Below are 23,403 nucleotides of genomic sequence, written 5' to 3'. Positions count from 1 at the left end.
AGCCGAAAGGCACCGTGCCCGAGCCTGTTGAGTCCGCAACAGCCAACGCAGACAGAGCCCATGGACTCGGCCCGCAGCCCGCACAGGACGGCATCGCCCTGGGGGCCCCGTGGCTGGCCGCCAGAGGGTTCGGCGGCGGGTTCGTTACTGGTGGCTGACCCAGAACACCGCGGTGGCCACCGCGATCAGGATCAGGCAGAAGATGGCGACGGCGTCGATGCCGCTGTCAGAACTGGATTGCTCGGTGTGATCGCTCATGGCATCCCCTTGCTGTGGTTATGGGCGCTACGTCCACGAGTTAAGACCAGGACCGGCAACCTCTCAAGGCACCCATCGACCTCGCACATCCCCAAGGTGGCCCCGCGCCGGAAAAACATGAGCTGAGCAACAGAAATGCACATTGGACCGCCCGTGGCAGAGGCCTTGAACCGCCCCGATGAATTACCATCGGGCACCGCATCGCCAAGGACAGGTTCACCATGTTTCAGAAGCTGCTGGAAAAAATCGGCCTTTCCACCGCCGCCGCCCCGGCCACGCCCTTTGCCAAGCACGTCGTCGAAAGCCTCGAGGTGCTCGACATCCTGGCGCCCGGCCTGGCCGAGCGCGCCGCCACCTACGTGCTCGGCGGCCACGACGAAGGCGTCCTGCTCGACCTGCGCAAGGTGCTGGCCGAAGAGGCCGTCGTGCTCCTCGACATGCCCGCCACGCTGGGCTGGTGGCACCCCTCCGGCAACCTGCGCAACGACGCGCAGAAGCACAAGAAGCGCATCAACGCCGCCGCCAATGCCCGTGCCCGGCTCTATGTCGTAACCCCCGGGACCGACGTGCTCGCCCTCGCCCGCTTCGGCAAGGTGCTCGAAGCCGCCTGCCAGGGCGCCAACCTGGTGCGCATCGCCAAGGTGCCCGACTGGCTCATCTACCTGGTGGTCGACGCCCTGCACACGACGATGAAGAACCTCGGCAACAAGCACGGCGAGGAGTTGCGCAAGCACTGGACCCTCGACCTGCTGGTGCGCCTGCTGGCGGTGGACGACCTGCCGGCCGACGACGCCCTGCTGCTGCTCCTCGACCGCCGCGACCTCAACGAATACCACTGGCGCGACCTCGCCGCGCTGCTCGACCTGCCCGGCACCGGCGACTACCTGCTGCAGCACCCCTCCAGCACCCGCGCCCTGCCCTCGCGGCTGTCGGCGAGCGGTTGCCTGACCCTGGTGAAGCTGCTGGGCAGCCAGCGCACCCTCGCCGACGCCTACGCCGACGTACTGGTGCGCCTGGCGGTGAGCAACGCCAAGAGCGTTCGCGCCGAAGCCGCGCCCCAGGTGGAGACACTGCCGCTGCAGGTCAAGCTCACCCACTTGCAGCAGCTGCTGGAAGCAGGCAACAACGCCGAACGCGCCCAGGCCGCCGACATGCTCGCCCGTGCCGGCGAGCAAGCGCGCCCCCTGCTGCAGGCCCGCCTGGAGGTGGAGGGCTCCAAGACCGTGCAACAGGCGCTGGCCAATGCCCTGGCGCGCCTGGACAGCCAGACCCGCGCCCAGCAGGAGGAACTGCCCGAGGCCGGCGACTTCGAGCGCTGCGCCGAGGTCCAGCTCGGCGATGCGGTGCTGCAGCTGCTGCGCCAGAACCTCGTGGAGCTGCTGGAGGAAAGCCGCATCGCCGCCGAGGAGGAGGTGCGCCAGAACCTCGAACACAAGCGCAAGTGGGACTGGCAGCAGAAGACCTACAAGTCGCTGCAGGCACTGGGCGAGTCGGACCTGCGCAACGCCCTGGAGCGCCTCAACGGCGCGGCGCGCGGCAAAGTCCCGAACGGCATCGACGCGGTGCTGCACTACAAGGGGCGCCTGGCGGCCAATGCCGACGTCAACCTGCTGCACATCCTCCGCTCCCCGGCCAACCGCCATTTCAACTGGTACCAGGTCGCCCAGTGGCTCAAGGGCGACGCCCTGCAGCGCCTGGACCTGCGCACCCTGGAAGACGCCCTGCAACGCAGCGGCCATGAAGACCCGGCGCGGGCCACGGCGGATATCTGCTTCGGCTGGAACTCGCCCATCGGGCAGATCGCCCCGGAGCGCGTCTGGCCCTTCTTCGCCGCGCACCCCGAGTTCATCGAAGAGGCCTTCGGCCTGCGCCCCGCTCCGGGCCGCTACAGCTACAGCGTGGCCACCACGCTGACCCTGCTCGAGCAGTTCCCCGTCCTGCCGGCGCGCTTCATCCCTGTGCTGCTGGAGCTGGCCCTGGGCAGCAGCAAGACCAACCGCGCCGAAGCCCAGCAACTGCTGGAGACCCTGCCGGACATCGGCGACCGCGCCGTGGAGGCCCTGGCTTCGAGCAAGCAGGAGATCCGCACCCTGGCCGCCGAATGGCTGCAGCGCCTGGGCTACCGCGAGGCGATTCCCGCGCTGAAGGCGACCCTGGCCAAGGAAAAGCGCGAAACCGTACGCGCCGCCCTGCTCACCACCCTGGAAAGCCTCGGCGAAGACATCTCCGGCCACCTGGCCCCGGACGTGCTGCTGGCCGAGGCGCAGAAAGGCCTGCAAACCAAGCCGCCGGCCAGCCTCGCGTGGCTCGACCTGGACCACTTGCCCGCCTGCCAGTGGCTCGACGGCACCCCGGTGGAACCGGCCATCCTGCGCTGGTGGGTGATCCTCGCCTGCAAGCTCAAGGAGCCCGCCGGCAACGGCCTGCTCAACCGCTACCTGGAGCGCCTCGCCCCTGCCAGCCGCAACGCCCTGGGCAAGAGCCTGCTGCTGGCCTTCATCGCCCAGGACACCCGCAACCCGACCCTGGAAGAGGCCATCGCCTACGCCCAGGCCAATGTCGCGCGGCAGATGCAGAACTACCAGGCCTGGGCGAAGTACTCGCCCGAGTACGCCGACATCACCCTGGAACAGGCCTTCGAATCGCTCAAGCGCGAGCACCTGGGCACCTACCTGGGCAGCGCCATCGCCGACAAGGGCATCCTCGCCCTCACCTGGCACACCACCGGCCACGAGCAGGTGAGCCTGATCCAGGCCTACATGCGCGACCACTACCCGCGTCGCTCGCAGATCGAAGCCATGCTCAGCGCCGCCGCCAACAGCAACGAGCCGCTGGTGATCCAGCTGCTGCTGTCCATCGCCCGCCGCCACCGCACCGCCTCGGTCCAGACCCGCGCCCGCGAGCTGGTGGAGCAGATCGCCCAGCGCAACGGCTGGAGCGCCGACGAACTGGCCGACCGCACCATCCCCAGCGCCGGCTTCGACGAAAACGGCGTGCTCGCCCTGCAGTACGGCGAGCGCCTGTTCACCGCGCGCCTCGATGCCGCGCTCAAGCTGGAGCTGTGCAACCCCGACGGCAAGGTGGTCAAGGCCCTGCCGGAGCCGCGCAAGAGCGACGACCCGGCGCTGATCAAGGAGGCCAAGACGCAGCTCTCCACCAGCAAGAAGGAGCTCAAGCAGGTGATCGACCTGCAGAGCCAGCGCCTCTACGAAGCCATGTGCGCAGCGCGCCTGTGGCCCGTGGCCGAGTGGCGCGAGTACCTGCAGCAGCACCCGATCATGCGCCACCTGCTGCAGCGCCTGGTCTGGGCCGAGGTGGGCGCCGAGGGGGCGACGCGCCTGTTCCGCCCCACCGAGGACGGCAGCCTGATCGACCTCGACGATGACGAGGTGGAGCTGGCCGACGGCAGCCTCGTGCGCCTCGCCCACGCCGCCCTGGTGGATGGCGAAACGGCCAAGGGCTGGGTCCGCCATTTCAAGGACTACAAGGTCAAGCCGCTGTTCGCGCAGATGTCGCGCCAGCTGCCGGAGATCAGCGCCGAAGCCGTCGCCGACCAGGAGAGCGGCAACGCCATCGGCGACCGCCTGGGCTGGCTGAGCGACACCTTCACCCTGCGCGGCGTGCTGACCAAGCTCGGCTACCAGCGCGCGGCCGCCGAGGACGGAGGCTTCTTCGACCACTACTTCAAGGAATTCACCAGCCTGGGCCTGCGCGTGAACATCGGCTTCACCGGCAACTGCCTGCCGGAGGAGAACGTCCCCGCCGCGCTGACCCGGCTCACCTTCGAGAAGATGGGCCGTCGCTGGTCCGGTGGCGACAGCCTGCCGCTGGCCGACATCCCGCCGGTCCTGCTCGCCGAAACCTACGCCGACTACCGCGCCGCCGCCGATGTCTGCGTCGGCTTCGATCCCCAGTGGGAGAAGAAGACCCCATGGTAAGCACCGTTCTCCGCCAGGCTGCGGAACAGCATTTCGCCGAGGAACTGCAACGCCTGGCCCAGGCCGACCAGCAGGCCGGCGCCGACCTGCCGCCCGGCTGGCTGCGCTCGCCGCGCTCGGTGCGACGCTTCATCCTCGGTGACGAGGCGCTCGGCGTCAGCCGCAAGTTCTACGGCGACGATGCCCTGGTGGACCGCGCCATCGTCACCCTGCTCGGCCGCCAGGGCCTGATGCTGGTGGGCGAGCCGGGCACGGCCAAGTCGATGCTCTCCGAGCTGCTCGCCGCCGCCATCAGCGGTGATTCGATGCTCACCATCCAGGGCACCGCCGGCACCACCGAAGACCACATCAAGTACTCCTGGAACTACGCCCTGCTGCTGGCCGAAGGCCCGACCCCGCGCGCCCTGGTGGGCTCGCCGCTGCACCAGGGAATGAGCCAGGGCAAGCTGGTGCGCTTCGAGGAGATCACACGCTGCCCGCCGGAGATCCAGGACGTGCTGATCTCCCTGCTCTCGGAAAAGCAGATGATGATCCCCGAGCTGGGCGAGACCGGGCGGTTGCACGCCCGCCCCGGCTTCAACCTGATCGCCACCGCCAACCTGCGCGACCGGGGCGTGCACGAGATGTCCGCCGCCCTCAAGCGCCGCTTCAACTTCGAGACGGTGCGCCCCATCGCCGACGGCGAGTTCGAGGTGGAACTGGTGATGCGCCAGCTGCTGCGGGAACTGGGCGAGGAGGCCGGCAAGGTGGTGGTCGAGCGCGACGTCATCGGCCTGCTGGTCACCGTGTTCCAGGAGCTGCGCGGCGGCACCACCCGCGAGGGCACCGCGATCAAGGCGCCGGACGCGGTCATGTCCACCGCCGAGGCGGTCAGCGTGGCCTACGCCGCCGCGCTGGAGGCCCGCTACCTCGGCGACGGCCGCCTGGGCCCGGCCGAGCTGGCGCGGCAACTGCTCGGCGTGGTGTTCAAGGACAACCGCGACGACGCCAAGCGCCTGCGCCATTACCTGGACAGCGTGGTGCGCGAGCGCGCCCGCCGCGACGGCCAGTGGAAGCACTTCTTCGACGCCAGCAAGGGCCTGTTGGACTGACCCATGCCGCCCGAATCGAGCCCCGCCGCCGATCCGCGCCTGCCCGCGCGGCTGCAGGCCGCCGAGCGCAACCGCCGGGCGCTGGCAGCAGCCGGCGTGCACTTCGCGCCGCTGCGCCACCACAGCCCGGCCTGCGCCCTCGCCCTGCGCGCGCAGCTGGACGAACTGCGCCCGGCAGCGGTGCTGATCGAGGGGCCGGCCGACTTCGACGCCCTGATTCCCGACCTGCTCGACCCGCGCAGCCGCCCGCCCCTGGCCATCCTCTCCCAGCACCGCAGCGGCTCCACGGCAGACGCACCACCGCGCTCGGCGTTCTTCCCCTTCTGCGACTACTCGCCGGAATGGCAGGCCCTGCGCGAAGGTCATCGCCTCGGCGCACGGCTGGCCTTCATCGACCTGCCCTGGGCCCACCAGGTGGCCGTCGAGGACGACCCGCAGCAGAGCCGCAGCCTGATGGCCGAGCGCTACCTGGCCCACAGCGCCTACCTTGCGGCGCTGGCCCGCGAAGCCCATTGCCGTGACCATGACGAACTCTGGGAGCACCTGTTCGAACTGCGCGGCGCGGACGCCCTGCAGGACTGGCGCACGCTGTTCGGCGACGCCTTCGCCTGGTGCTCCATGGCACGCCTCGACTACGAGGACGACGTGCTGGCCGCCGAGGGCTCCCTGCCCCGCGAGGCGCACATGCTCGCCTGCATCCGCGACTGGCGGGCGCGTTGCGACGGCCCCCTGCTGGTGGTCACCGGCGGTTTCCACACCCTCGCCCTGGTGGAGGCGCTGGCCAGCGACAGTCCGCCCGCCGCCACACCCGCCGCCACCGGCGACAGCCAGGCCTGGCTGATCCGCTACAGCTTCGACCGCCTCGACGCCCTCAACGGCTACGCCTCGGGCATGCCCTCGCCGGCCTACCACCAGCGGGTCTGGGAGGCACTGCTGGAACACCCGGCCGATGCCCTGGCGCGCCAGCGCATCGCCGCGCGCATCCTCAGCGCCATCGCCGCCGAAACCCGCGAGCGGAAGCTGGCCGACGCCCTGTCCTTCGCCAGCGTCAGCCAGGCCGCGCAGCAGGCCGCTGGCCTCGCCGCCCTGCGCCAGCACCCCGGGCCGGGGCGCTACGACCTGCTCGACGCCATCCACTCCTGCTTCGTCAAGGGCAGCCTGGACGACGGCCAGGCCGCCTTCCTCGACGCCGTGAAGAACCAGCTGGGCGGCAACCGCCTGGGCGACATCCCCCCGTCGAGCCTGGCGCCACCGTTGGTGGAAGAAGCCCGGCGCCTGGCCCTGGGCCATCGCCTCGACCTCAGCGACAGCCTCCAGCGCCGCGCCCGACTGGACCTCTACCGCAAGCCCCGGCACCGCGCGCGGAGCCGCTTCCTGCACCTGATGGCCTACCTGGACAGCGGCTTCGCCCGCCACCAGGGCGGCCCGGACTTCGTCAACGGCACCGGGCTGGACCTGCTCTTCGAGGAGTGGGACTACGCCTGGTCACCGGTGGTCGAAGCCCGCCTGATCGAACGCTCCGAGCTGGGCTGCAGCCTGCGTGAGGTCGCCATCCGCCGCCTGCTGGACGAAGAGCAGGCGCTGCAGGCCAGCGGCCAGGGCCGCAGTGCCAGCCGCGCTGCGCAACTGCTCGCCCGAGCCGGGTCGATCGGCCTCGGCGAGCAACTGCCACGGCTGTTCGACCGCCTGGCCGAGCACCTGGACGAAGACCCGGAGCTGGCCTCCGTGGTGACCTGCGGCCAGCGCCTGCTGCACCTCTGGCGCGGCCGCGAACTGCTCGGCCTGGACGAGTACCCGCAGCTCCCGGCGCTGCTGCAACGCATCCTCCCCGCCGCCCTGTTCCTGCTACCCGGCCTCGCCACCTGTGAAGCCGAACGCGAAAGCGCCGCCACCGACGCCCTGCTCGGCCTGCGCGAGTTCCTCCACCTGGGCGGCAGCCAGGCCGGCCTGGCCCTGCAGGCGGCATCGCTCCACGAGACGCTCGACCGCCTGCAGGCAGTGGCCCCCGCCGGCATCGCCGGGGCGCTCGACGCGCTGCGTTTCATCGACGGGCGCAGCAGCGAGGAGCAACTGGCCGACGCCCTGCAACGGCGCTTCGGCACCGGCGCCGACAGCGAAGGCGCGGTGCGCTACCTGAACGGGCTGCTGCAGGCCGCACCGGAGCTGATCCTGCGGGTGGATGACCTGGCCCACCGGCTCAACGCCCTGGTGGCGGACTGGGACGAGGCCACCTTCGTCCGTCACCTGCCGGACCTGCGCCTCGCCTTCACCCGCCTCAAGCCCCGCGAAACCGGGCGCCTGGCCGACCACCTGGCGCAGCTGAACGGCATCACCGGGGCCGCCCTCGACAGCGCCCACCACGAACTCGACAGCCACGACCTGCTCGCCGGCGCCGCCCTGCAGCTGGCGCTCAAGCGCTCGCTGGAGCGCGACGGGCTGCTGGCCTGGGCCCAGGAGACCCACCATGAGTGACCTGGAAGCCGCCCGCCGCTGGCGCCTGATCCTCGGCCGCTACGCCGACCGTGCGCTGCACGAAGCGAAGTTCGACGCCGCCGACGCGCGCCTGGAGAAGACCCTCGACTACCTCTACAACCGTGAATACCAGCGTCGCGGCCACGTCCAGGGCGGGCGTGGCGGCTCGCTGGACGACAGCCAGCTGACCGCGCTGAACTGGCTGGAGCAGGCGCGCACGCTGTTCCCCCGCTCCACCTTCGAGCGCCTGCAGGTACAGGCCATCGAGCGCTACGAGATCAGCGCCCTGCTCACCGACCCGAACAGCCTGGCCACCCTCGAACCCAGCCCGGCGCTGGCCAAGGCCCTGCTCGGCGTGCGCGGGCGCCTGGGCGCGGAAACCCGCGATGCCGTGCGCCAGCTGATCACCCGCGTGGTGGAGGAAATCCTCCAGCGCCTGCGCAACCGCTTCACCAACGCCCTGCACGGACGGCGCAACCGCTTCCGCCGCTCGCTGGTGAAGAACGCGCAGAACTTCGACTGGCGCGCCACCATCGCCGCCAACCTCAAGCACTACGACCCGCAGCGCAAACGCCTGCTGATCGAATCGCCGCGCTTCAACGCCCGCGTACGCCGGCAACTGCCCTGGGACATCATCCTCTGCGTCGACCAGAGCGCCTCGATGCTCGACTCGGTGATGTACAGCGCCATCTGCGCCAGCATTCTCGCCAGCCTGCCCAGCGTGCGCGTGCGCCTGGTGCTGTTCGACACCCAGGTCGTGGACCTCAGCCACCTGGCCCACGACCCGGTGGAAGTGCTGCTGACCGTGCAACTGGGCGGTGGCACCGACATCGGCAAGGCCATGCGCTACTGCGAGCAGCTGGTGGAGAACCCGCAACGCACCGTGCTCACCCTGATCAGCGACTTCGAGGAAGGCGCCGCCGTGGGCCCGCTGCTGGCCTGCGTGGCACGCCTCAACGAAGCGCGGGTCAGGCTGCTGGGCCTCGCCGCTCTGGATGACGGCGCCCAGCCGGTCTACGACCCGGCCATGGGGCAACGCCTCGCCGACCGCGGCATGCAGATCGCCGCGCTGACCCCGGAGCACTTCGCCCAGTGGCTGGCCGAGGTGATGCAATGAGCGCCTGGCAGGACCGCTACCGCAGCTACGACGATGCCGCGCTGGAGGTGCTGGCCAACGCCGGCCTGCTGCGCCGCGCCACCAAGGACGTGGAGGCCGGCAAGCTGCGCTGGCTGGAGAACGACGAGCGGGGCGGCCTGGTGGAAGCCGATGGCCAACAGGTACGCCTGGATGCGACCGGCATCGACGCGGCGCGCTGCACCTGCCCCGCCAACGGCTGCTGCAAGCACATCCTCGCGGCCGTGATCTGGCTGCGTGAACACCCCACGGCGCCCGCCGACGAAGAAGCGCCGGCAGACGATGCCGACATCGCGCTGCGCGAGGCCCTGGCGCTGGAACCGCAACGGCTGCAGAAGCAGGCCGGCAAGGCGGCCACGCGCAAGGCCCGGCAATGGCTGGGGGAGCTGGGCGAGGCCCGCCACCAGAGCCACGGCCGGCGCCTGGTGATCCACCTGCCGGCGCTGGCCTGCGAGGTCATCTACCTGGCCGGAGGCGGCTTCGACGGCATGCTTTCGGAGGGCCGGGAAAACGAACGCAAGGCCCTGCACCTGGCCGCGCTGGCGTTGCTGTTCCAGGGGCTGGGCCAGCCCTGGGAGTGGCCGGCCGACAGCGACGCACCAGCGCTCGACCCCGTGCAACTGAGCCCGGCGGAGCGCGAGCTGCTCGCCAGCATCCAGGCGCTGCTGCAGGAGCTGCTGCGCCAGGGGCTGTCCCACGCCAGCCAGGCCAGCGCCGTGCAGTTGCGCATGCTCAACCTGTCCGCCCGTACCGAGGGGTTGCCGCGTCTCGCCGCCCGGCTGCGCACCCTGGGCGGGCAGATCGGCCGCCTTACCGACCGCGATGACCACATCGGCGAACGGGAGGTCCTGGTGCAGATGGCCCAGGTGCACGCCCTGGCAACCGCCCTGCAACAGGCCGACGCCGCACGCCTGCCCGCGCTGCGTGGCCGCCTGCGTCGCGACTACCAGGCCGGAGCCACGCTCGACCTGCTGCCCCTAGGCGGGCATTGGTGGACCACGCCCGGTGGCGCTCGCGGCCTGACCCTGGCGTTCTGGGACCTGCAGGAAGGTGAAGTGCGCGAAGCCAGCCTGGCACGCCCTGACAACAACGACCCGGGCTTTCGCCGCGAATCGGCCTGGAGCCAGCAGGCACTGTGGAAATCCACGCCGCAGCTGCTGTGCCGGTCGCCGCTGCGCCTCCTCTCGCCCCGCCAGGCCGACGACGGACGCCTGGCCAGCCATGGCGACAGCCGCAGCCAAGCCCAGCCGCACTGGTCCGGACAGGACCCGCGCCTCGGCACCCTGGGCATCGGGCGCTGGAGCACGCTCCGCGAACGGCTGGAGGACAGCGCCGCGCTCAGCGCCGAGGCCCCGACCAGCCTGCTGCTGCGCCCAACCCGATGCCACGAGGCGGTGCTCGACGAGGTGCACCAGGCGCTGTGCTGGACGCTGGAGGACGACCAGGGCGAGGCCATCACCCTGGAGCTGCCCTGCACGGCGGAGCGTCGCGATCGCCTGGACAACCTGGAGCGCGCCCAGAAGGCCCGCGACGACATCCGCGCGGTGCTGGTCCGGCCGCGCCTGGATGGCCGGCGCCGCACCCTGGAGCCGTTGGCGCTGCTGATCGCCGACAGCGGCGAGCTGCGCTGCCTGTCGCTGGATTTCGAGTCGGTGATCCGTGGCGGCCTGAGCCTCAACCGACGGCTGTTCGAGCGCATCCAGCGCCTGCTCGACCGCCAGCGCCCGCTGGCCGTCGCTGCAGAAACGCCCAGCCTGGCCACACGTCTGGTGGAGCCGGCCCTGGACGTGCTGGAGTCCCTCGCCAGTTGCGGCCGCCAACAGCTGTCCCGGCACCAGCGCGAGGTGCTCCAGCAGCAGGAAACACTGGCCAGCGCCGCCGGCGTCGAACTGCTCGCCCAGCACCTGCGGCAGCTGCGCGAGCCCGCCGACGTGTCCCCGCAAGCGCTGCTGGCCAGCAGCCATCTGATGGTCCGGCTGCTGGCCCTGGGGTAAGGCCAGAGGCGTCTGGAACTGCCCGTCGGGAACCATTCCGGCGCTGATCCCGGTGGCAGCGCGCCGTGGTTATGCTCGGCGCCGCCCTTATGCATTCCAGTTCTTTACATATACTCAAACATCACTTTTGCGCATAACCCTGAGCTGGTATCTTCCCCCGGCTCCGACAGGAGTGCGCGGCCGTGCGCGCAGAAAAGCTGCAAGCAGCCTGACAACAGGACATTTCATGTACGTATACGACGAGTACGATCAACGGATCGTCGAGGACCGCGTCAAGCAGTTCCGCGATCAGACCCGCCGCTACCTGGCCGGGGAACTCTCAGGCGAGGAGTTCCGCCCCCTGCGCCTGCAGAACGGCCTGTATATCCAGCGCTACGCGCCGATGCTGCGCGTGGCGGTGCCTTATGGCCTGCTCTCCTCCACCCAGGTACGCAAGCTGGCGCAGATCGCTCGCGACTACGACAAGGGCTACGCCCACATCAGCACCCGCCAGAACGTCCAGTTCAACTGGCCGGAGCTGGAAGACGTGCCGGAAATCCTCGCCGAGCTGGCCACCGTGCAGATGCACGCGATCCAGACCAGCGGCAACTGCATCCGCAACACCACCACCGACCAGTTCGCCGGCGTCGCCCATGACGAGCTGGTGGACCCGCGCCCCTGGTGCGAGATCATCCGCCAGTGGTCCACCTTCCACCCCGAGTTCTCGCACCTGCCGCGCAAGTTCAAGATCGCCGTCAACGGCGCCGTGACCGACCGCGCCGCCATCGAAGTGCATGACATCGGCCTGGAAGCGGTGAAGAACGAAGCCGGCGAGCTGGGCTTCCGTGTCTCCGTCGGCGGCGGCCTGGGCCGTACCCCGATCGTCGGCAGCTTCATCAACGAATTCCTGCCCTGGCAGCACCTGCTGAGCTACCTGGACGCCATCCTGCGCGTGTACAACCGCTACGGCCGCCGGGACAACAAGTACAAGGCGCGCATCAAGATCCTGGTCAAGGCGCTGACCCCCGAGGTGTTCGCCGAGCGCGTAAACGCCGAGTGGGCGCACCTGAAGGACGGCCCGACCACCCTGACCGAGGCGGAAGTCGAGCGCGTGTCCAGGCACTTCGTCGACCCCGCCTACAAGGCCCTGGACGACCAGAGCGCCGCCCTCGCCCGGCTCGATGCCGAGCACCCGGGCTTCGCCCGCTGGCGCCAGCGCAACGTGATCGCCCACAAGCGCCCCGGCTACGCCGCCGTGACCCTGTCGCTCAAGCCCACCGGCGTCGCCCCCGGCGACATCACCGACAAGCAGTTGGATGCCGTCGCCGACCTGGCCGACCGCTACGCCTTCGGTGAAGTGCGCAACAGCCACAACCAGAACATCATCCTCGCCGACGTCGAGCAGGCTCAGCTGTTCACCCTCTGGAACGAGCTGCGCGAGCTGGGCTTCGCCACGCCGAACGTCGGCCTGCTGACCGACATCATCTGCTGCCCGGGCGGCGACTTCTGCTCCCTGGCCAACGCCAAGTCGATCCCGGTGGCCGAAGCCATCCAGCGTCGCTTCGATGACCTGGACTACCTGTTCGACATCGGCAACCTGGACCTGAACATCTCCGGCTGCATGAACGCCTGCGGCCACCACCACGTGGGCCACATCGGCATCCTCGGCGTGGACAAGAAGGGCCAGGAGTTCTACCAGGTGTCCCTCGGCGGCAGCGCCGGCCGCGACGCCAGCCTGGCGCAGATCCTCGGCCCGTCCTTCGCCCAGGAAGCCATGCCCGATGTGATCGAGAAGATCATCGACGTCTACGTGGAGAAGCGCACCGAGGAAGAACAGTTCCTCGACACCTATCGCCGCATCGGCATCGACCCCTTCAAGGAGCGCGTTTATGCAGCGAATCATTAAGAACAACCAGGTCATCGACGAGACCTGGCACCTGCTGGACAAGGACGCGACCCTCGACGGCCTGTCCAACTGCGACGACCTGATCGTGCCGCTGTCCCTGTGGCGCGATCACGCCCATGCGCTGAAGGCCCGCGACGGTGGCCTCGGCGTCTGGCTGGATGCGGACGAGGAGATCGAGGAGATCGCCGACCAGCTGGACAACTTCAAGGTCATCGCCCTGAACTTCCCGGCCTTCACCGACGGCCGCCACTCCTCCACCGCCTACCTGCTGCGCGAGCGCTATGGCTACAAGGGTGAAGTGCGCGCCATCGGCGACGTGCTGCGCGACCAGTTGTTCGCCCTCAAGCGTTGCGGCTTCGATGCCTTCGCCCTGCGCGCGGACAAGGACCCCTACGACGCGCTCAAGGCGTTCGAGGACTACTCCGAGGTCTACCAGGCGTCCAGCGACCAGCCCCTGCCGCTGTTCCGCCGCCGCTCGGCCTGAGCCGCACCGCCGAAGAAGAAGCCCCGCACCTGCGGGGCTTTTTATTGGGCGTGAACCTGCCAACGTGGAACGGGCTTCAGCCCGGGGCGCACGCCGTTTCATGGGGCGGACCCTGTGCCAGGCCAGGCATCGCCTGGTGGATCAAAGAGCGCCATCCACCCTGCGCATCGGTCGGCACCGTGGGTTGGCTCGGCGCCGCAGGATGGGTAGAGCGTAGCGAAACCCATCACAGCAAACGCCGGCTCGCACCCGACCTACAGGCCAAACACAGCCTGTAGGGGCGACTTCAGTCGCCAAGCAGGCCGCAGGGCTGCCTTGACTCCGCGCCTCCCTGCAGCACCGCCTGGTGGATGAAAGGAGCGTCATCCACCCTACGCACCGGCCAGCTCCTTAGGTGGGTGTGGCACCGTAGGTTGGCGCCGAGCGCAGCGAGGCCCAACGGTGCGTGGATCGTGTCTGCGTCCTCAACCTGGCCTGCCGATCACCGCTTCACGCCCGCACGCTTTCCCAGGCCACCTGGGCCAACAGGTCGCGACAGTCGGCGAGGCTCGTGCGGGTGCGACCGGCCAGCCAGTTGCGGGCGAAGTCGTGGGTCGGGCCGATCACCACCGAGGCGAAGCAGTCCTCGGGCAGGGCCCGCAATGCACCCGCCTCACGGTGCCCCTGCAACGCCGCGAGGATGCGCGCGTGGTGTTCGCGGTTGGCTTCGCGCAACTGGTCGCCCACCTCCCCCGCCTCCACCCGCGAGCGGCTGTGCAGGACGAAGCGCGCCCAATCGGGGTTGGCCACCACCCAGTCGATATAGGCGGTGACCAGCAGCTTCACGCAGGCCTCGGCATCGGCGGCCCTGGCCAGCCCCTCCTGCAGCAGCGCGGCGTACTGGCCGACCCCGGCGAGGTAAAGCGCGCCGATGATGCGCTCCTTGTTGCCGAAGTGGTGGTAGAGGCTGCCGATGCTGGCGCCGGAACGGTCGCGGATCATCTCGATGGTGGTGGCGTCCACGCCTTCCTCGGTGAAGCACCGGAGGGCGGCCTGGAGGATGTCGTCTTTGCGCGAGGAACGAGCCATGGAACTCCCGGTGAAATGACTAGAATATAATTCTAGAATTCTTTTCTAATACTCGTATACTGCTGCGGCGCGCGCTCATCTTCAATCCACTCACGAGAGAATCGGAACCCATGAGCCAGATGTTGCAGATGTTCCAGCAGGCCGGTGCAGCGCAGTTCAGCGCGATGATCGGCCAGGTCGCCCCCTACTTCGCCAGCATCGCCCCGCAGTTTGTCGAACTGCGCGCGGGCTACGCCGAGATCACCTTTCCCAAGCGTCGCGAGGTGCTCAATCACATCGGCACCGTGCACGCCATCGCCCTGTGCAACGCCGCCGAGCTGGTGGCCGGCACCATGACCGACGCCTCCATCCCCGCCGGCACCCGCTGGATTCCCCGCGGCATGACCGTGGAATACCTGGCCAAGGCCAATGGCGACGTGCGCGCGGTGGCCGATGGCAGCGCGGTGGACTGGTCGGTGCTGGGCGATATCAAGGTCCCGGTCATGGCCTATGTCGGCGACACCGCCGTGCTGCGCGCCGAGATCACCATGTACCTGAGCAAGGCGTGAAAGCGCAGAGGCCCGGATCACTCCGGGCCTCTTTCATTCACTGCCAGAAGCGCTGCTGGCTGAGGCGACCCCAGCCGTTCAGCAACACCCGGTCGACGGCCGCGCTGGCGGCCAGGCCGAAGCGCTCCTGCAAGCTCTTCTTCTCGATGAAGTTGAGCAGGAACAGGTCGGCCTCGCGGGCGCGCTCGGCCAGGTACTCGTCGCTGGTCTTGAGCTCATCCACCAGCTGCTTGTCCAGCGCGGCCATGCCCAGCCAGACCTCGCCGGTGGCCACCTCGTCGATGGCCAGTTGCGGGCGGTAGCGGGCGACGAAGTTCTTGAACAGTTCGTGGGTGGTCTCCAGGTCTTCCTGGAACTTCTCCCGGCCCTTCTCGGTGTTCTCGCCGAACACGGTGAGGGTGCGCTTGTATTCGCCGGCGGTGAGCACCTCGAAGTCGACGTCGTGCTTCTTCAGCAGGCGGTGCACGTTGGGCAGCTGCGCCACCACGCCGATGGAACCGAGGATGGCGAAGGGCGCGGAGAGCACCTTGTCGCCGATGCAGGCCATCATGTAGCCGCCGCTGGCAGCGACCTTGTCGACGCACACGGTCAGCGGGATGCCCGCCTGGCGGATGCGCGCCAGCTGCGAGGAGGCCAGGCCGTAGCTGTGCACCATGCCGCCGCCGCTTTCCAGGCGCAGCACCACTTCGTCAGCGGGGGTGGCCAGGGTCAGCAGCGCAGTGATCTCGTGGCGCATCTGCTCGGCGGCCGAGGCCTTGATATCGCCGTCGAAGTCGAGGACGAAGACCCGCGGCTTCTGCTCGCCGGCCTTCTTCGCCGCCTTGGCGGCCTTGGCCTCTTCCTTGCGCAGGGCCTTGATGCGGTCCTTGTCCAGCAGCGAGTGCTCCAGGCGCTCGCGCAGCCCTTTGTAGAAATCGTTGAGCTTGGTCACCACCAGCTGGCCACCGCCCGCGCGACGCCCTCGCCCGCGCACGGCAGCTATCGCCACCAGGACCACCAGGATGGCCACCACCAGCGTTATCGTCTTGGCGAGAAAGCTCGCGTAATCGGCTAGGAACTCCACAACACCCCCTTTGGGATCGACTGACGCCCGCTGTGGCAGGCGCGAAACCGGCCAAGCATACCCGCCCCCATCGGTCATCCACCAGAGACGGAAAAACCGCTTAATAAATAGCGGGAATGCATTCAAACAAGCGTATGTTTTTTCGTTGACAGCCCCAGAGCTTCCCCATAACCTCGCGAAACTTTCAACGTCCCGGGACGGCAGCGTACGTGGGCAGCATCTACCTGATCCGACATGGCCAGGCTTCATTCGGCGCCGATAACTACGACGTGCTTTCCGCCGTCGGAGTTCGCCAGGCCGAAGTCCTCGGCGACCATCTCGCCGGCCTCGGACTGCGCCTCGACCGTTGCGTCGCCGGCAGCCTGCAGCGCCAGCAACACACCGCCGAAGCCGCGCTTTCGCGCTTCCGTGCCGCCGGCCTGGACGCACCCGCCGTGGACACCGACCCGGCCTTCAACGAATTCGACGCAGACGCCGTGATCCGCGCACTGCTGCCCAGCCTGCTGGAGCAGGAGCCCGAAGCCCTGCACATCATGCGCAACGCCCCGCAGAACCGCGCCGAGTTCCAGCGCCTGTTCTCCAAGCTGGTGCTGCGCTGGGTGGCGGGCGACTACGACAGCACCGAGCTGCAGAGCTGGCAGGCCTTCCACGACCAGGTCGCGGGCGGGCTGGAACGTGTGCTGCAACACGCCGAAAGCAAACAGAACATCGCGGTCTTCACCTCCGGCGGTACCATCACCGCCCTGCTCCACCATGTGGCCGGCGTGCCGGCGGACCGCGCATTCGAACTCAACTGGCAGATCGTCAATACTTCGCTCTCGCGCCTGAAGTTCCGTGGCAGCGAAGTGGCGCTAGCTTCCTTCAACAGTCATGTGCATCTGGAACTGTTGAGGGCGCCGGAGCTCATCACCTATCGATGAGCACGGCCCACTGCGGCTCCCGGGCCGCTAGAAAAACCTGAAAAATAAAGGATAGAACCATGACCACAGTTGCTGACATCGTCAAAAACATGCAGTCCAAGTTCAACGCCGGTGCCGCCGCTGGCCTGGACCTGGTATTCCAGTTCAACATCGAAGATGGCGACAACCACTACCTGGTCGTCAAGGACGGCACCTGCGACGTACAGCAAGGCGATGCCCCGAACCCGAACGTCACCCTGATCATGAGCACCGAGACCCTGGTCGGCATCATGACCGGTGAAACCGACGGCATGCAGGCCTTCATGGGCGGCAAACTGCGCGCCGAAGGCGACATGATGCTCGCCATGAAGCTCGGCGAGCTCTTCCCGGTCTAAGCTTTCGAGCTGACCAGGAACAAAGGAAACCGGAGTCCCAGGGCTCCGGTTTTTTTTCGCCCGGCGCAGGTGAATCCGGGCTAATCAGGCAGTTTGATTGTGCTGCAACACGCCTGCCTATAACGGCCCTTCGCCCTTGTGACGCCCTCGGGGCGGCATTAGATTAGCGAATAATCTCGGGCCCTCATCATAAGTAGAAGGGATAAGCATGACGCTTACTGATCAGTCCACCCGCATCCGCGAAGGCGAAGAGCTCGACGCCGCAGCCATCGATCCTTACCTCAAGGCCAATATCCCCGGCCTGACCGGCACGCCGCGCATCAGCCAGTTCCCCGGTGGCGCCTCGAACCTGACCTACCTGCTGGAATACCCGGAGCGCGAGTTCGTCCTGCGCAGGCCGCCCTTCGGCCACAAGGCCAAGTCCGCGCACGACATGGGCCGCGAATTCCGTATTCTCAACCAGCTCAACGACGGCTTCCCCTACTGCCCGAAAGCCTACGTGCACTGCACCGACGAGTCGGTGATCGGCGCCGAGTTCTATGTGATGGACCGGGTCAAGGGCGTGATCCTGCGGGCGGACGTGCCGGCCGAGCTGAACCTCGACGAAGCCAAGACCCGCGAGCTGTGCAAGAACTTCATCGACAAGTTCGTCGAGCTGCACAACGTCGACTACAACGCCTGCGGCCTGGGTGACCTGGGCAAGCCGGAAGGCTACGTGCAGCGCCAGATCGGGGGCTGGAGCGACCGCTACGAGAAGGCCCTGACACCCGATGCGCCCACCTGGGAGCCGGTCAAGGCCTGGCTGCGCGACAAGATGCCGGCCGACCACCACAAGCCGGCGATCGTGCACAACGACTACCGCTTCGACAACGTGATCCTCGACCCGGCCAACCCGATGAACATCATCGGCGTGCTCGACTGGGAGCTGACCACCATCGGCGACCCACTGATGGACCTGGGCAACACCCTCGCCTACTGGATCGAAGCCGCCGACCCGGCGCCGGTGCAATTGATGCGCCGCCAGCCCAGCCACCTGCCGGGCATGCTCAGCCGCCAGGCGTTCGCCGACTACTACGCCGAGCGCGCCGGCCTGCCGCCGATCACCAACCTCGACTTCTACTACACCTACGGCCTGTTCCGCCTGGCCGGCATCGTGCAGCAGATCTACTACCGCTTCTTCCACGGCCAGACCCAGGACAAGCGCTTCGCACAGTTCATCCACATGAACAAGCTGCTGGAGCAGATGAGCCTGCAGGTCATCGGCAAATCACGGCTGTAACACGGCTCACAACAAGGGGAACCCCATGTCCAAGACCCACCTGTTCGACCTCGACGGCAAGATCGCCTTCGTATCCGGCGCCAGCCGCGGCATCGGCGAGGCCATCGCCAAGCTGCTGGCCCAGCAGGGCGCCCACGTGATCGTCTCCAGCCGCAAGATCGACGGCTGCCAGGCCATCGCCGACGCCATCATCGCGGAGGGTGGCAAGGCCACCGCCATCGCCTGCCACATCGGCGAGATGGAACAGATCCAGAGCGTCTTCGCGCAGATCCGCGAACAGTTCGGCCGCCTCGACATCCTGGTCAACAACGCCGCCACCAACCCGCAGTTCTGCAACGTGCTGGACACCGACCTGTCGGCCTTCCAGAAGACCGTCGACGTCAACATCCGCGGCTACTACTTCATGTCCATCGAAGGCGGCAAGCTGATGAAGCAGAACGGGGGTGGCAGCATCATCAACGTCGCGTCCATCAACGGCGTCTCCCCGGGCGAGTTCCAGGGCATCTACTCGGTGACCAAGGCCGCCGTCATCAGCATGACCAAGGTCTTCGCCAAGGAATGCGCGCAGTTCGGCATCCGCTGCAACGCCCTGCTGCCGGGCCTGACCGACACCAAGTTCGCCTCGGCCCTGACCAAGAACGACGCCATCCTCAACGTCGCCCTGCAGCGCATCCCGCTCAAACGCGTGGCCGATCCGAGCGAGATGGCCGGCACCGTGCTCTACCTCGCCAGCGACGCCTCCAGCTACACCACCGGCGTGGCACTGAACGTGGACGGCGGCTTCCTCTCCTGAGGCCACCCCGCCCATGAAAAAGGGAGCCTCCGGGCTCCCTTTTTGTTTGCGCATCGACACGGGTGATGCAGGGCCGATCAGCGCCAGTCCTTGAGCGCCTGGGTGGCGACCGGGTTGAGCGGCTGGGCCAGCAGGCCGGTGGGCGAAAGAGCGACGGAGTAGACCGCGCCATCGGCCATCGGCAGGTAGGTCACCCGCTGCGCCTGCGGATCGAAGAGGAACAGGTCGCGCTGGTTCAGCCGCAGCCAGCGCCACAGGTCGATGCCATAGGGGCTGGCAGCCAGCTCCGCCTCGGGGTGCTGCGCCAGTTGCTGCTCCTCGATGGCGAGGAAGCGGCCGGAGAGTTTCTCCAGGCGGTAGCCCGGCTGCAGCCCGATCAGCTCGGCCAGGCCCTTCAGGCGCAGCAGGCGCGCGTCCAGCTGCCACAGGTCGCCGTCCAGCAGCACGCTGCGCTCGTTGCCCCCCTCGAGCAGGGTCACCTCGTAGCGTTGCGGGCCGAGCGCCTTGAAATTGAGGGTGACGATGGGCTTGTCGGCATGCAACGGCTCGTAGCGCGTCAGGTCCCAGGCCACGGTGCCCACCAGCAGCGCCAGGGCGAGGAATACCAGCCCGACGGTGCCGCGCAACCAGCCGAGGAACCAGCTGCGATCGAAGAGGATGCGCGCGGCGACCACCGCCGCGAGTAGAGCCAGCAGGGCAATGCCCCAGGCCAGGCCGTCGTACTGCATGGAACCCTTTCCTTCTGTGCAAAATAGCCGGCATTATGCGGACCTCCCGGCGCAGCGACCAGTTGCCGCGCTGCGCAATCGGACACAGATCGAGCATTTATGCCCTTCCCTCTCGACTTCGCCGTCGACCCCGTCACCCTTCTGGTGCTGGCGGCGGTCGCATTCATCGCTGGTTTCATCGATGCCATCGCCGGCGGCGGCGGCCTGCTGACCATTCCCGCCCTGCTCACCGCCGGCCTGCCGCCCCACCTGGTGCTGGGCACCAACAAGCTGTGCGCCACCTTCGGCTCGGCCACCGCCAGCTACACCTTCTACCGGCGCAAGCTGTTCGAGCCGGCCAAATGGCGCGGCGCGCTGATCGCCACGGCCCTAGGCGCGGCCATCGGCGCCGTCATCGCCCATTGGCTGCCGGCCCACTGGCTGAACCAGATGCTCCCCGCCGTGGTGTTCGGTTGTGGCCTGTACCTGCTGTTCGGCAAGGTGCCGGACGCCCAGCACGCCGTGGACGCTCCCATTCCCCGCCGTCGCCAGTGGCCCCAGGGCCTGGGCCTGGGTTTCTACGATGGCGTCGCCGGCCCTGGCACGGGCGCCTTCTGGACCGTCAGCAGCCTGCTGCTCTACCCCCTCGACCTGGTGCGCGCCAGCGGCGTGGCCCGCACCATGAACTTCGTCAGCAATGGCGTGGCACTCGCGGTGTTCGTGATCGGTGGCCAGGTGGCCTGGCTGCTGGGCATCAGCATGGGCATCGCCCTGATGGCGGGCGCCTTCCTCGGCGCACGCACGGCCATCAGCGGCGGGGCGAAGTTCATCCGCCCGGTATTCATCTGCGTGGTGTTGGCGCTGACTGCGCGGCTAGCCTGGCAGCACTGGTTCTGAGTGGCCCAGGCGGCGCGCCAGGTAGAGGTCGATCAGGTAGCGCGCGATGGACTTGCTCGCCGGCAACGGCGGCAGGTCATGGATGGAGAACCACTGGGCGTCCTCGATCTCGCCGGGCTGCGGGACGATATCGCCACTGACGTACTCGGCGTGGAAGCCGAGCATCAGCGAATGCGGGAACGGCCAGTTCTGGCTGCCGATGTACTGCGGCGTGGCGATCTCCACGCCGACTTCCTCGCGCACCTCGCGCGCCACGCACTGCTCCACCGATTCGCCCGGCTCGACGAAACCGGCCAGGGTGCTGTAGACGCCACTGACGAAGCGCGGCGAACGCGCCAGCAGCAGCTCATCACCACGGGTCACCAGCACGATCATGCTCGGCGACAGGCGCGGGTAATGGTGCACGCCACAGCTCTGGCAATGCATGGCACGCTCGCCGCTCACCTGGCTCATGCGCGCGCCGCAGCTGCCGCAGAAGCGGTGATGGTCGGCCCAGGTGCCGATCTGGGTGGCGAAGCCGAGCATGCGGAAGGTGTCCGGATCGCCCTGCATCATCAGCTGGCGCAGGCCGACCCAGGCGCTGCCGGGCACCTCGGCGGTGCTCGCCAGCTCAAGCAGGTAGATCTCGTCGCCATCGAAATGGCCGATACCGTGTTCGGAGAGGATCGGCAGGTCCTGGCGCTTCAGCCATTCCCGGGGGAACAGCACGCCGTTGCCATCGGCGAGGAACTGCTGGCGGCAATGGGCCAGGGCCCAGCCACCGGTGCGACCGGCATCGAGCAGGCCGGGCTGCCAGCGTTCGCCAGCCATCAGGCAGCCACCGACAGGCCCAGGGCGCGAACGCTCTCGGCGGCCAGGTCGAGCACGCTCGGCTGGGCGTCGGGGCGCAGCACGCCGCCCCCCTCGAGGTAGTACTCGAGGCTGGTCAGCGCATCGGCCAGGGTTTCCAGCAGTTGTTCGGACGGCATCTGCGGCGCTTCGATCATGTCTTTCTGGATGAAGTCGCCACAGGCGCCCACCAGCAGGGCCGCACGTTCCTGGCCGAGGAACCAGAGGCCGCCACGCACCGCCTGCAGGGTCAGGGGCACGTTGGCCAGGTGCAGCTTGTCGCCGTTGGACTCGAGGTACGCGGTGATGGCGCGCTTGGCCATGGCCAGGCCCGCCTGGGCCTCATCGATGACCACAATGCGCGCCTCGGTCAGCTGGTGCTGGGCGAAGGATTCGGACTCGGTCATCGCCTGGGCGGCGGCCTGGCGGCTTTCGCGGCGCTCGCCACGCTCCAGGTCGGCGACCATGCTTTCCACGTAGAGCACCGCGTCCGCCAGCTTGTGCAGGGACTCGGGCGCGGCCGGCGTCGCCTCGCTCCAGCCCGCCACCACCGGCAACTGGGCGTGCAGCGCATTGGCGGCGGAGGTCTGGCCGACCATGCCGAGGGTCTTGGCCAGCTTGCCCAGCAGCGCGTGAAGGCTGCCGAAGCTGTCCGCCTGGGCGGTACCGCGCTCGATCAGGTCGAGCACATCCTTGACGCTGGCCAGTTCCTCGCGGATGGCCGAGGACAGGGAACGCATCACTGCCTGCCCCGGGCCGGCCAGGCGCTGGTATTCCTCTTCCAGCAGGTGGTCGGTGAAGGGCAGCGCGGTCATGCCGAAGACGGTGCGCAGCTCGCTCGCACGGGGTCCCTGGGTATCGGCCAGGGCGACGAGGTAGAGCAGCTCTTTCTGCAGGCTGCGGGGCGCCTCGTAGAGCTCGTTCGCCAGCAGCTGCTTCAGCTCGCGGTCGATGCGCGAGAACAGCTGCTTGCGAGCCTTGCGCGGCAGCAGCTGGCCGTCCAGGACGGCCTCGACGGCGGCGGCGCCGATCCAGCACAGGCGTGCGCGCGGATCGATGGCGTAGAGGCTGTCGAGGCGACCGAGGGCGCGGCCCATCAGCTTCAGGCTGGCCTGGGTGTTCTGCTCGCGGATGAAGCCCAGCAGGCCCACCTGGTACATCTGCCGCAGGCGGCGGGCCAGGAGGTCCTGGGCGCCGGTCTCGGGCAGGTTGGCGGCGGCGGGAACGCGCGCCTGGTCCAGGCGCACGCTGAAGAAGAAGCTTTCCGGCAGCGCCGGCTGGCCGGCGGCCTGGCGCAGTTCGTTGATCGCCGGCAGGAGCAGCTCGGGCATTTCCTGGCGATGGGCGTCGACGTTCTCCAGGTAACGGCGCAGGACGTAGAGCGCATTGCTCAGGGCCGCCAGCTGGGTGTCACGCTCCTCGCCGACACCGGCGGGGATGTCGGTCGCCTGGTCCAGGACTTCCTGGGCCAGCAGTTCGGCGCCGGTGAGTTCGATGAGGTTCAGGGTGCCGCGCACCTGCTGCAGGCTTTCCACGGCCTGTTGCAGCAGGCTGCCGTTCTGCCGCTCGACGATGAACTGCTCGAGGCTCTGTTCGGCCTGTTCAATGGTGGCGAACAGCTCGTCGCGCACCAGGCTCAGGGAAGTGGCTCCAGTGACCATGGGTCTAG

At 68.4% G+C, this 23,403-nt stretch carries 18 protein-coding genes; 13 read left to right on the top strand and 5 right to left on the bottom strand.

Annotated features, from left to right (window positions below; genetic code table 11):
* Positions 1–479: 479 nt before the first annotated feature.
* The 7 genes from DMX10_RS12430 to DMX10_RS12400 all read left to right on the top strand — a co-directional run bounded on the left by DMX10_RS12430 (position 480) and on the right by DMX10_RS12400 (position 13,257).
* A complete protein-coding gene (locus tag DMX10_RS12430) occupies positions 480–4,196 on the top strand; it encodes a DUF4132 domain-containing protein (RefSeq protein ID WP_111261355.1) in 3,717 nt (1,238 codons plus the stop codon).
* The gene (locus DMX10_RS12425; protein ID WP_111261354.1) at positions 4,190–5,287 is read left to right on the top strand and encodes an AAA family ATPase; all 1,098 of its coding nucleotides are present in this window, start codon (positions 4,190–4,192) and stop codon (positions 5,285–5,287) included. The genes DMX10_RS12430 and DMX10_RS12425 overlap by 7 nt, the downstream gene beginning before the upstream one ends.
* A 3-nt stretch (positions 5,288–5,290) precedes the next feature.
* The gene (locus DMX10_RS12420) at positions 5,291–7,759 is read left to right on the top strand and encodes a DUF5682 family protein (protein ID WP_146603008.1); all 2,469 of its coding nucleotides are present in this window, start codon (positions 5,291–5,293) and stop codon (positions 7,757–7,759) included.
* Positions 7,752–8,876 (top strand): VWA domain-containing protein, encoded by a 1,125-nt coding sequence (locus tag DMX10_RS12415; RefSeq protein ID WP_111261353.1) that lies wholly within the window; start codon positions 7,752–7,754, stop codon positions 8,874–8,876. Before DMX10_RS12420 ends, DMX10_RS12415 begins: the two co-directional genes overlap by 8 nt.
* The gene (locus DMX10_RS12410) at positions 8,873–10,888 is read left to right on the top strand and encodes an SWIM zinc finger family protein (RefSeq protein WP_111261352.1); all 2,016 of its coding nucleotides are present in this window, start codon (positions 8,873–8,875) and stop codon (positions 10,886–10,888) included. Before DMX10_RS12415 ends, DMX10_RS12410 begins: the two co-directional genes overlap by 4 nt.
* Before the next feature lie 226 nt (positions 10,889–11,114).
* Positions 11,115–12,773, top strand: a complete 1,659-nt coding sequence (locus DMX10_RS12405; protein WP_111261351.1) for a nitrite/sulfite reductase — start codon at positions 11,115–11,117, stop codon at positions 12,771–12,773.
* Positions 12,757–13,257, top strand: coding sequence for a DUF934 domain-containing protein (locus tag DMX10_RS12400; protein WP_111261350.1), 501 nt, complete (start codon positions 12,757–12,759; stop codon positions 13,255–13,257). Before DMX10_RS12405 ends, DMX10_RS12400 begins: the two co-directional genes overlap by 17 nt.
* A 489-nt stretch (positions 13,258–13,746) precedes the next feature.
* Here the strand turns inward: DMX10_RS12400 and DMX10_RS12395 are convergent, their stop codons facing one another.
* A complete protein-coding gene (locus DMX10_RS12395; protein WP_111261349.1) occupies positions 13,747–14,325 on the bottom strand; it encodes a TetR/AcrR family transcriptional regulator in 579 nt (192 codons plus the stop codon).
* A gap of 110 nt (positions 14,326–14,435) precedes the next feature.
* Here DMX10_RS12395 and DMX10_RS12390 point away from each other — a divergent pair, with 110 nt between their 5' ends.
* Positions 14,436–14,873 (top strand): hotdog fold domain-containing protein, encoded by a 438-nt coding sequence (locus DMX10_RS12390; RefSeq protein ID WP_111261348.1) that lies wholly within the window; start codon positions 14,436–14,438, stop codon positions 14,871–14,873.
* Between the two features lie 37 nt (positions 14,874–14,910).
* Here DMX10_RS12390 and sohB read toward each other — a convergent pair whose 3' ends face one another.
* Entirely contained in the window at positions 14,911–15,936 is a 1,026-nt protein-coding gene (sohB, locus tag DMX10_RS12385; RefSeq protein WP_111261347.1) for a protease SohB, read from the bottom strand.
* 209 nt (positions 15,937–16,145) lie between these two features.
* Between sohB and DMX10_RS12380 the strand changes: the two genes are divergently transcribed.
* The 4 genes from DMX10_RS12380 to DMX10_RS12365 all read left to right on the top strand — a co-directional run bounded on the left by DMX10_RS12380 (position 16,146) and on the right by DMX10_RS12365 (position 19,302).
* Positions 16,146–16,856 (top strand): histidine phosphatase family protein, encoded by a 711-nt coding sequence (locus DMX10_RS12380; RefSeq protein WP_111261346.1) that lies wholly within the window; start codon positions 16,146–16,148, stop codon positions 16,854–16,856.
* A gap of 59 nt (positions 16,857–16,915) precedes the next feature.
* Entirely contained in the window at positions 16,916–17,230 is a 315-nt protein-coding gene (locus tag DMX10_RS12375) for an SCP2 sterol-binding domain-containing protein (protein ID WP_021221784.1), read from the top strand.
* Between the two features lie 208 nt (positions 17,231–17,438).
* Positions 17,439–18,509 (top strand): phosphotransferase family protein, encoded by a 1,071-nt coding sequence (locus tag DMX10_RS12370; RefSeq protein WP_111261345.1) that lies wholly within the window; start codon positions 17,439–17,441, stop codon positions 18,507–18,509.
* A gap of 25 nt (positions 18,510–18,534) precedes the next feature.
* Positions 18,535–19,302, top strand: coding sequence for an SDR family oxidoreductase (locus DMX10_RS12365; RefSeq protein WP_111261344.1), 768 nt, complete (start codon positions 18,535–18,537; stop codon positions 19,300–19,302).
* Positions 19,303–19,379: 77 nt separating this feature from the next.
* Here DMX10_RS12365 and DMX10_RS12360 read toward each other — a convergent pair whose 3' ends face one another.
* A complete protein-coding gene (locus tag DMX10_RS12360) occupies positions 19,380–20,030 on the bottom strand; it encodes a hypothetical protein (RefSeq protein WP_111261343.1) in 651 nt (216 codons plus the stop codon).
* A 99-nt stretch (positions 20,031–20,129) separates the two neighbouring features.
* On the opposite strand from DMX10_RS12360, the gene DMX10_RS12355 reads away from it, so the two are divergent.
* Entirely contained in the window at positions 20,130–20,906 is a 777-nt protein-coding gene (locus tag DMX10_RS12355; protein ID WP_111261342.1) for a TSUP family transporter, read from the top strand.
* Here the strand turns inward: DMX10_RS12355 and nudC are convergent.
* Positions 20,883–21,716, bottom strand: coding sequence for an NAD(+) diphosphatase (gene nudC, locus DMX10_RS12350; protein WP_111261341.1), 834 nt, complete (start codon positions 21,714–21,716; stop codon positions 20,883–20,885). The genes DMX10_RS12355 and nudC overlap by 24 nt on opposite strands.
* Entirely contained in the window at positions 21,716–23,395 is a 1,680-nt protein-coding gene (locus tag DMX10_RS12345; protein ID WP_111261340.1) for a ferrous iron transporter B, read from the bottom strand. The genes nudC and DMX10_RS12345 overlap by 1 nt, the downstream gene beginning before the upstream one ends.
* Positions 23,396–23,403 lie beyond the last annotated feature (8 nt).

It is taken from the genome of Pseudomonas sp. 57B-090624 (genome assembly GCF_003234055.1).
Lineage (GTDB): Bacteria > Pseudomonadota > Gammaproteobacteria > Pseudomonadales > Pseudomonadaceae > Metapseudomonas > Metapseudomonas tohonis.
Note: the sequence above shows the minus strand (reverse complement) of the source record. Positions and strands in the feature narration are given on the sequence as shown.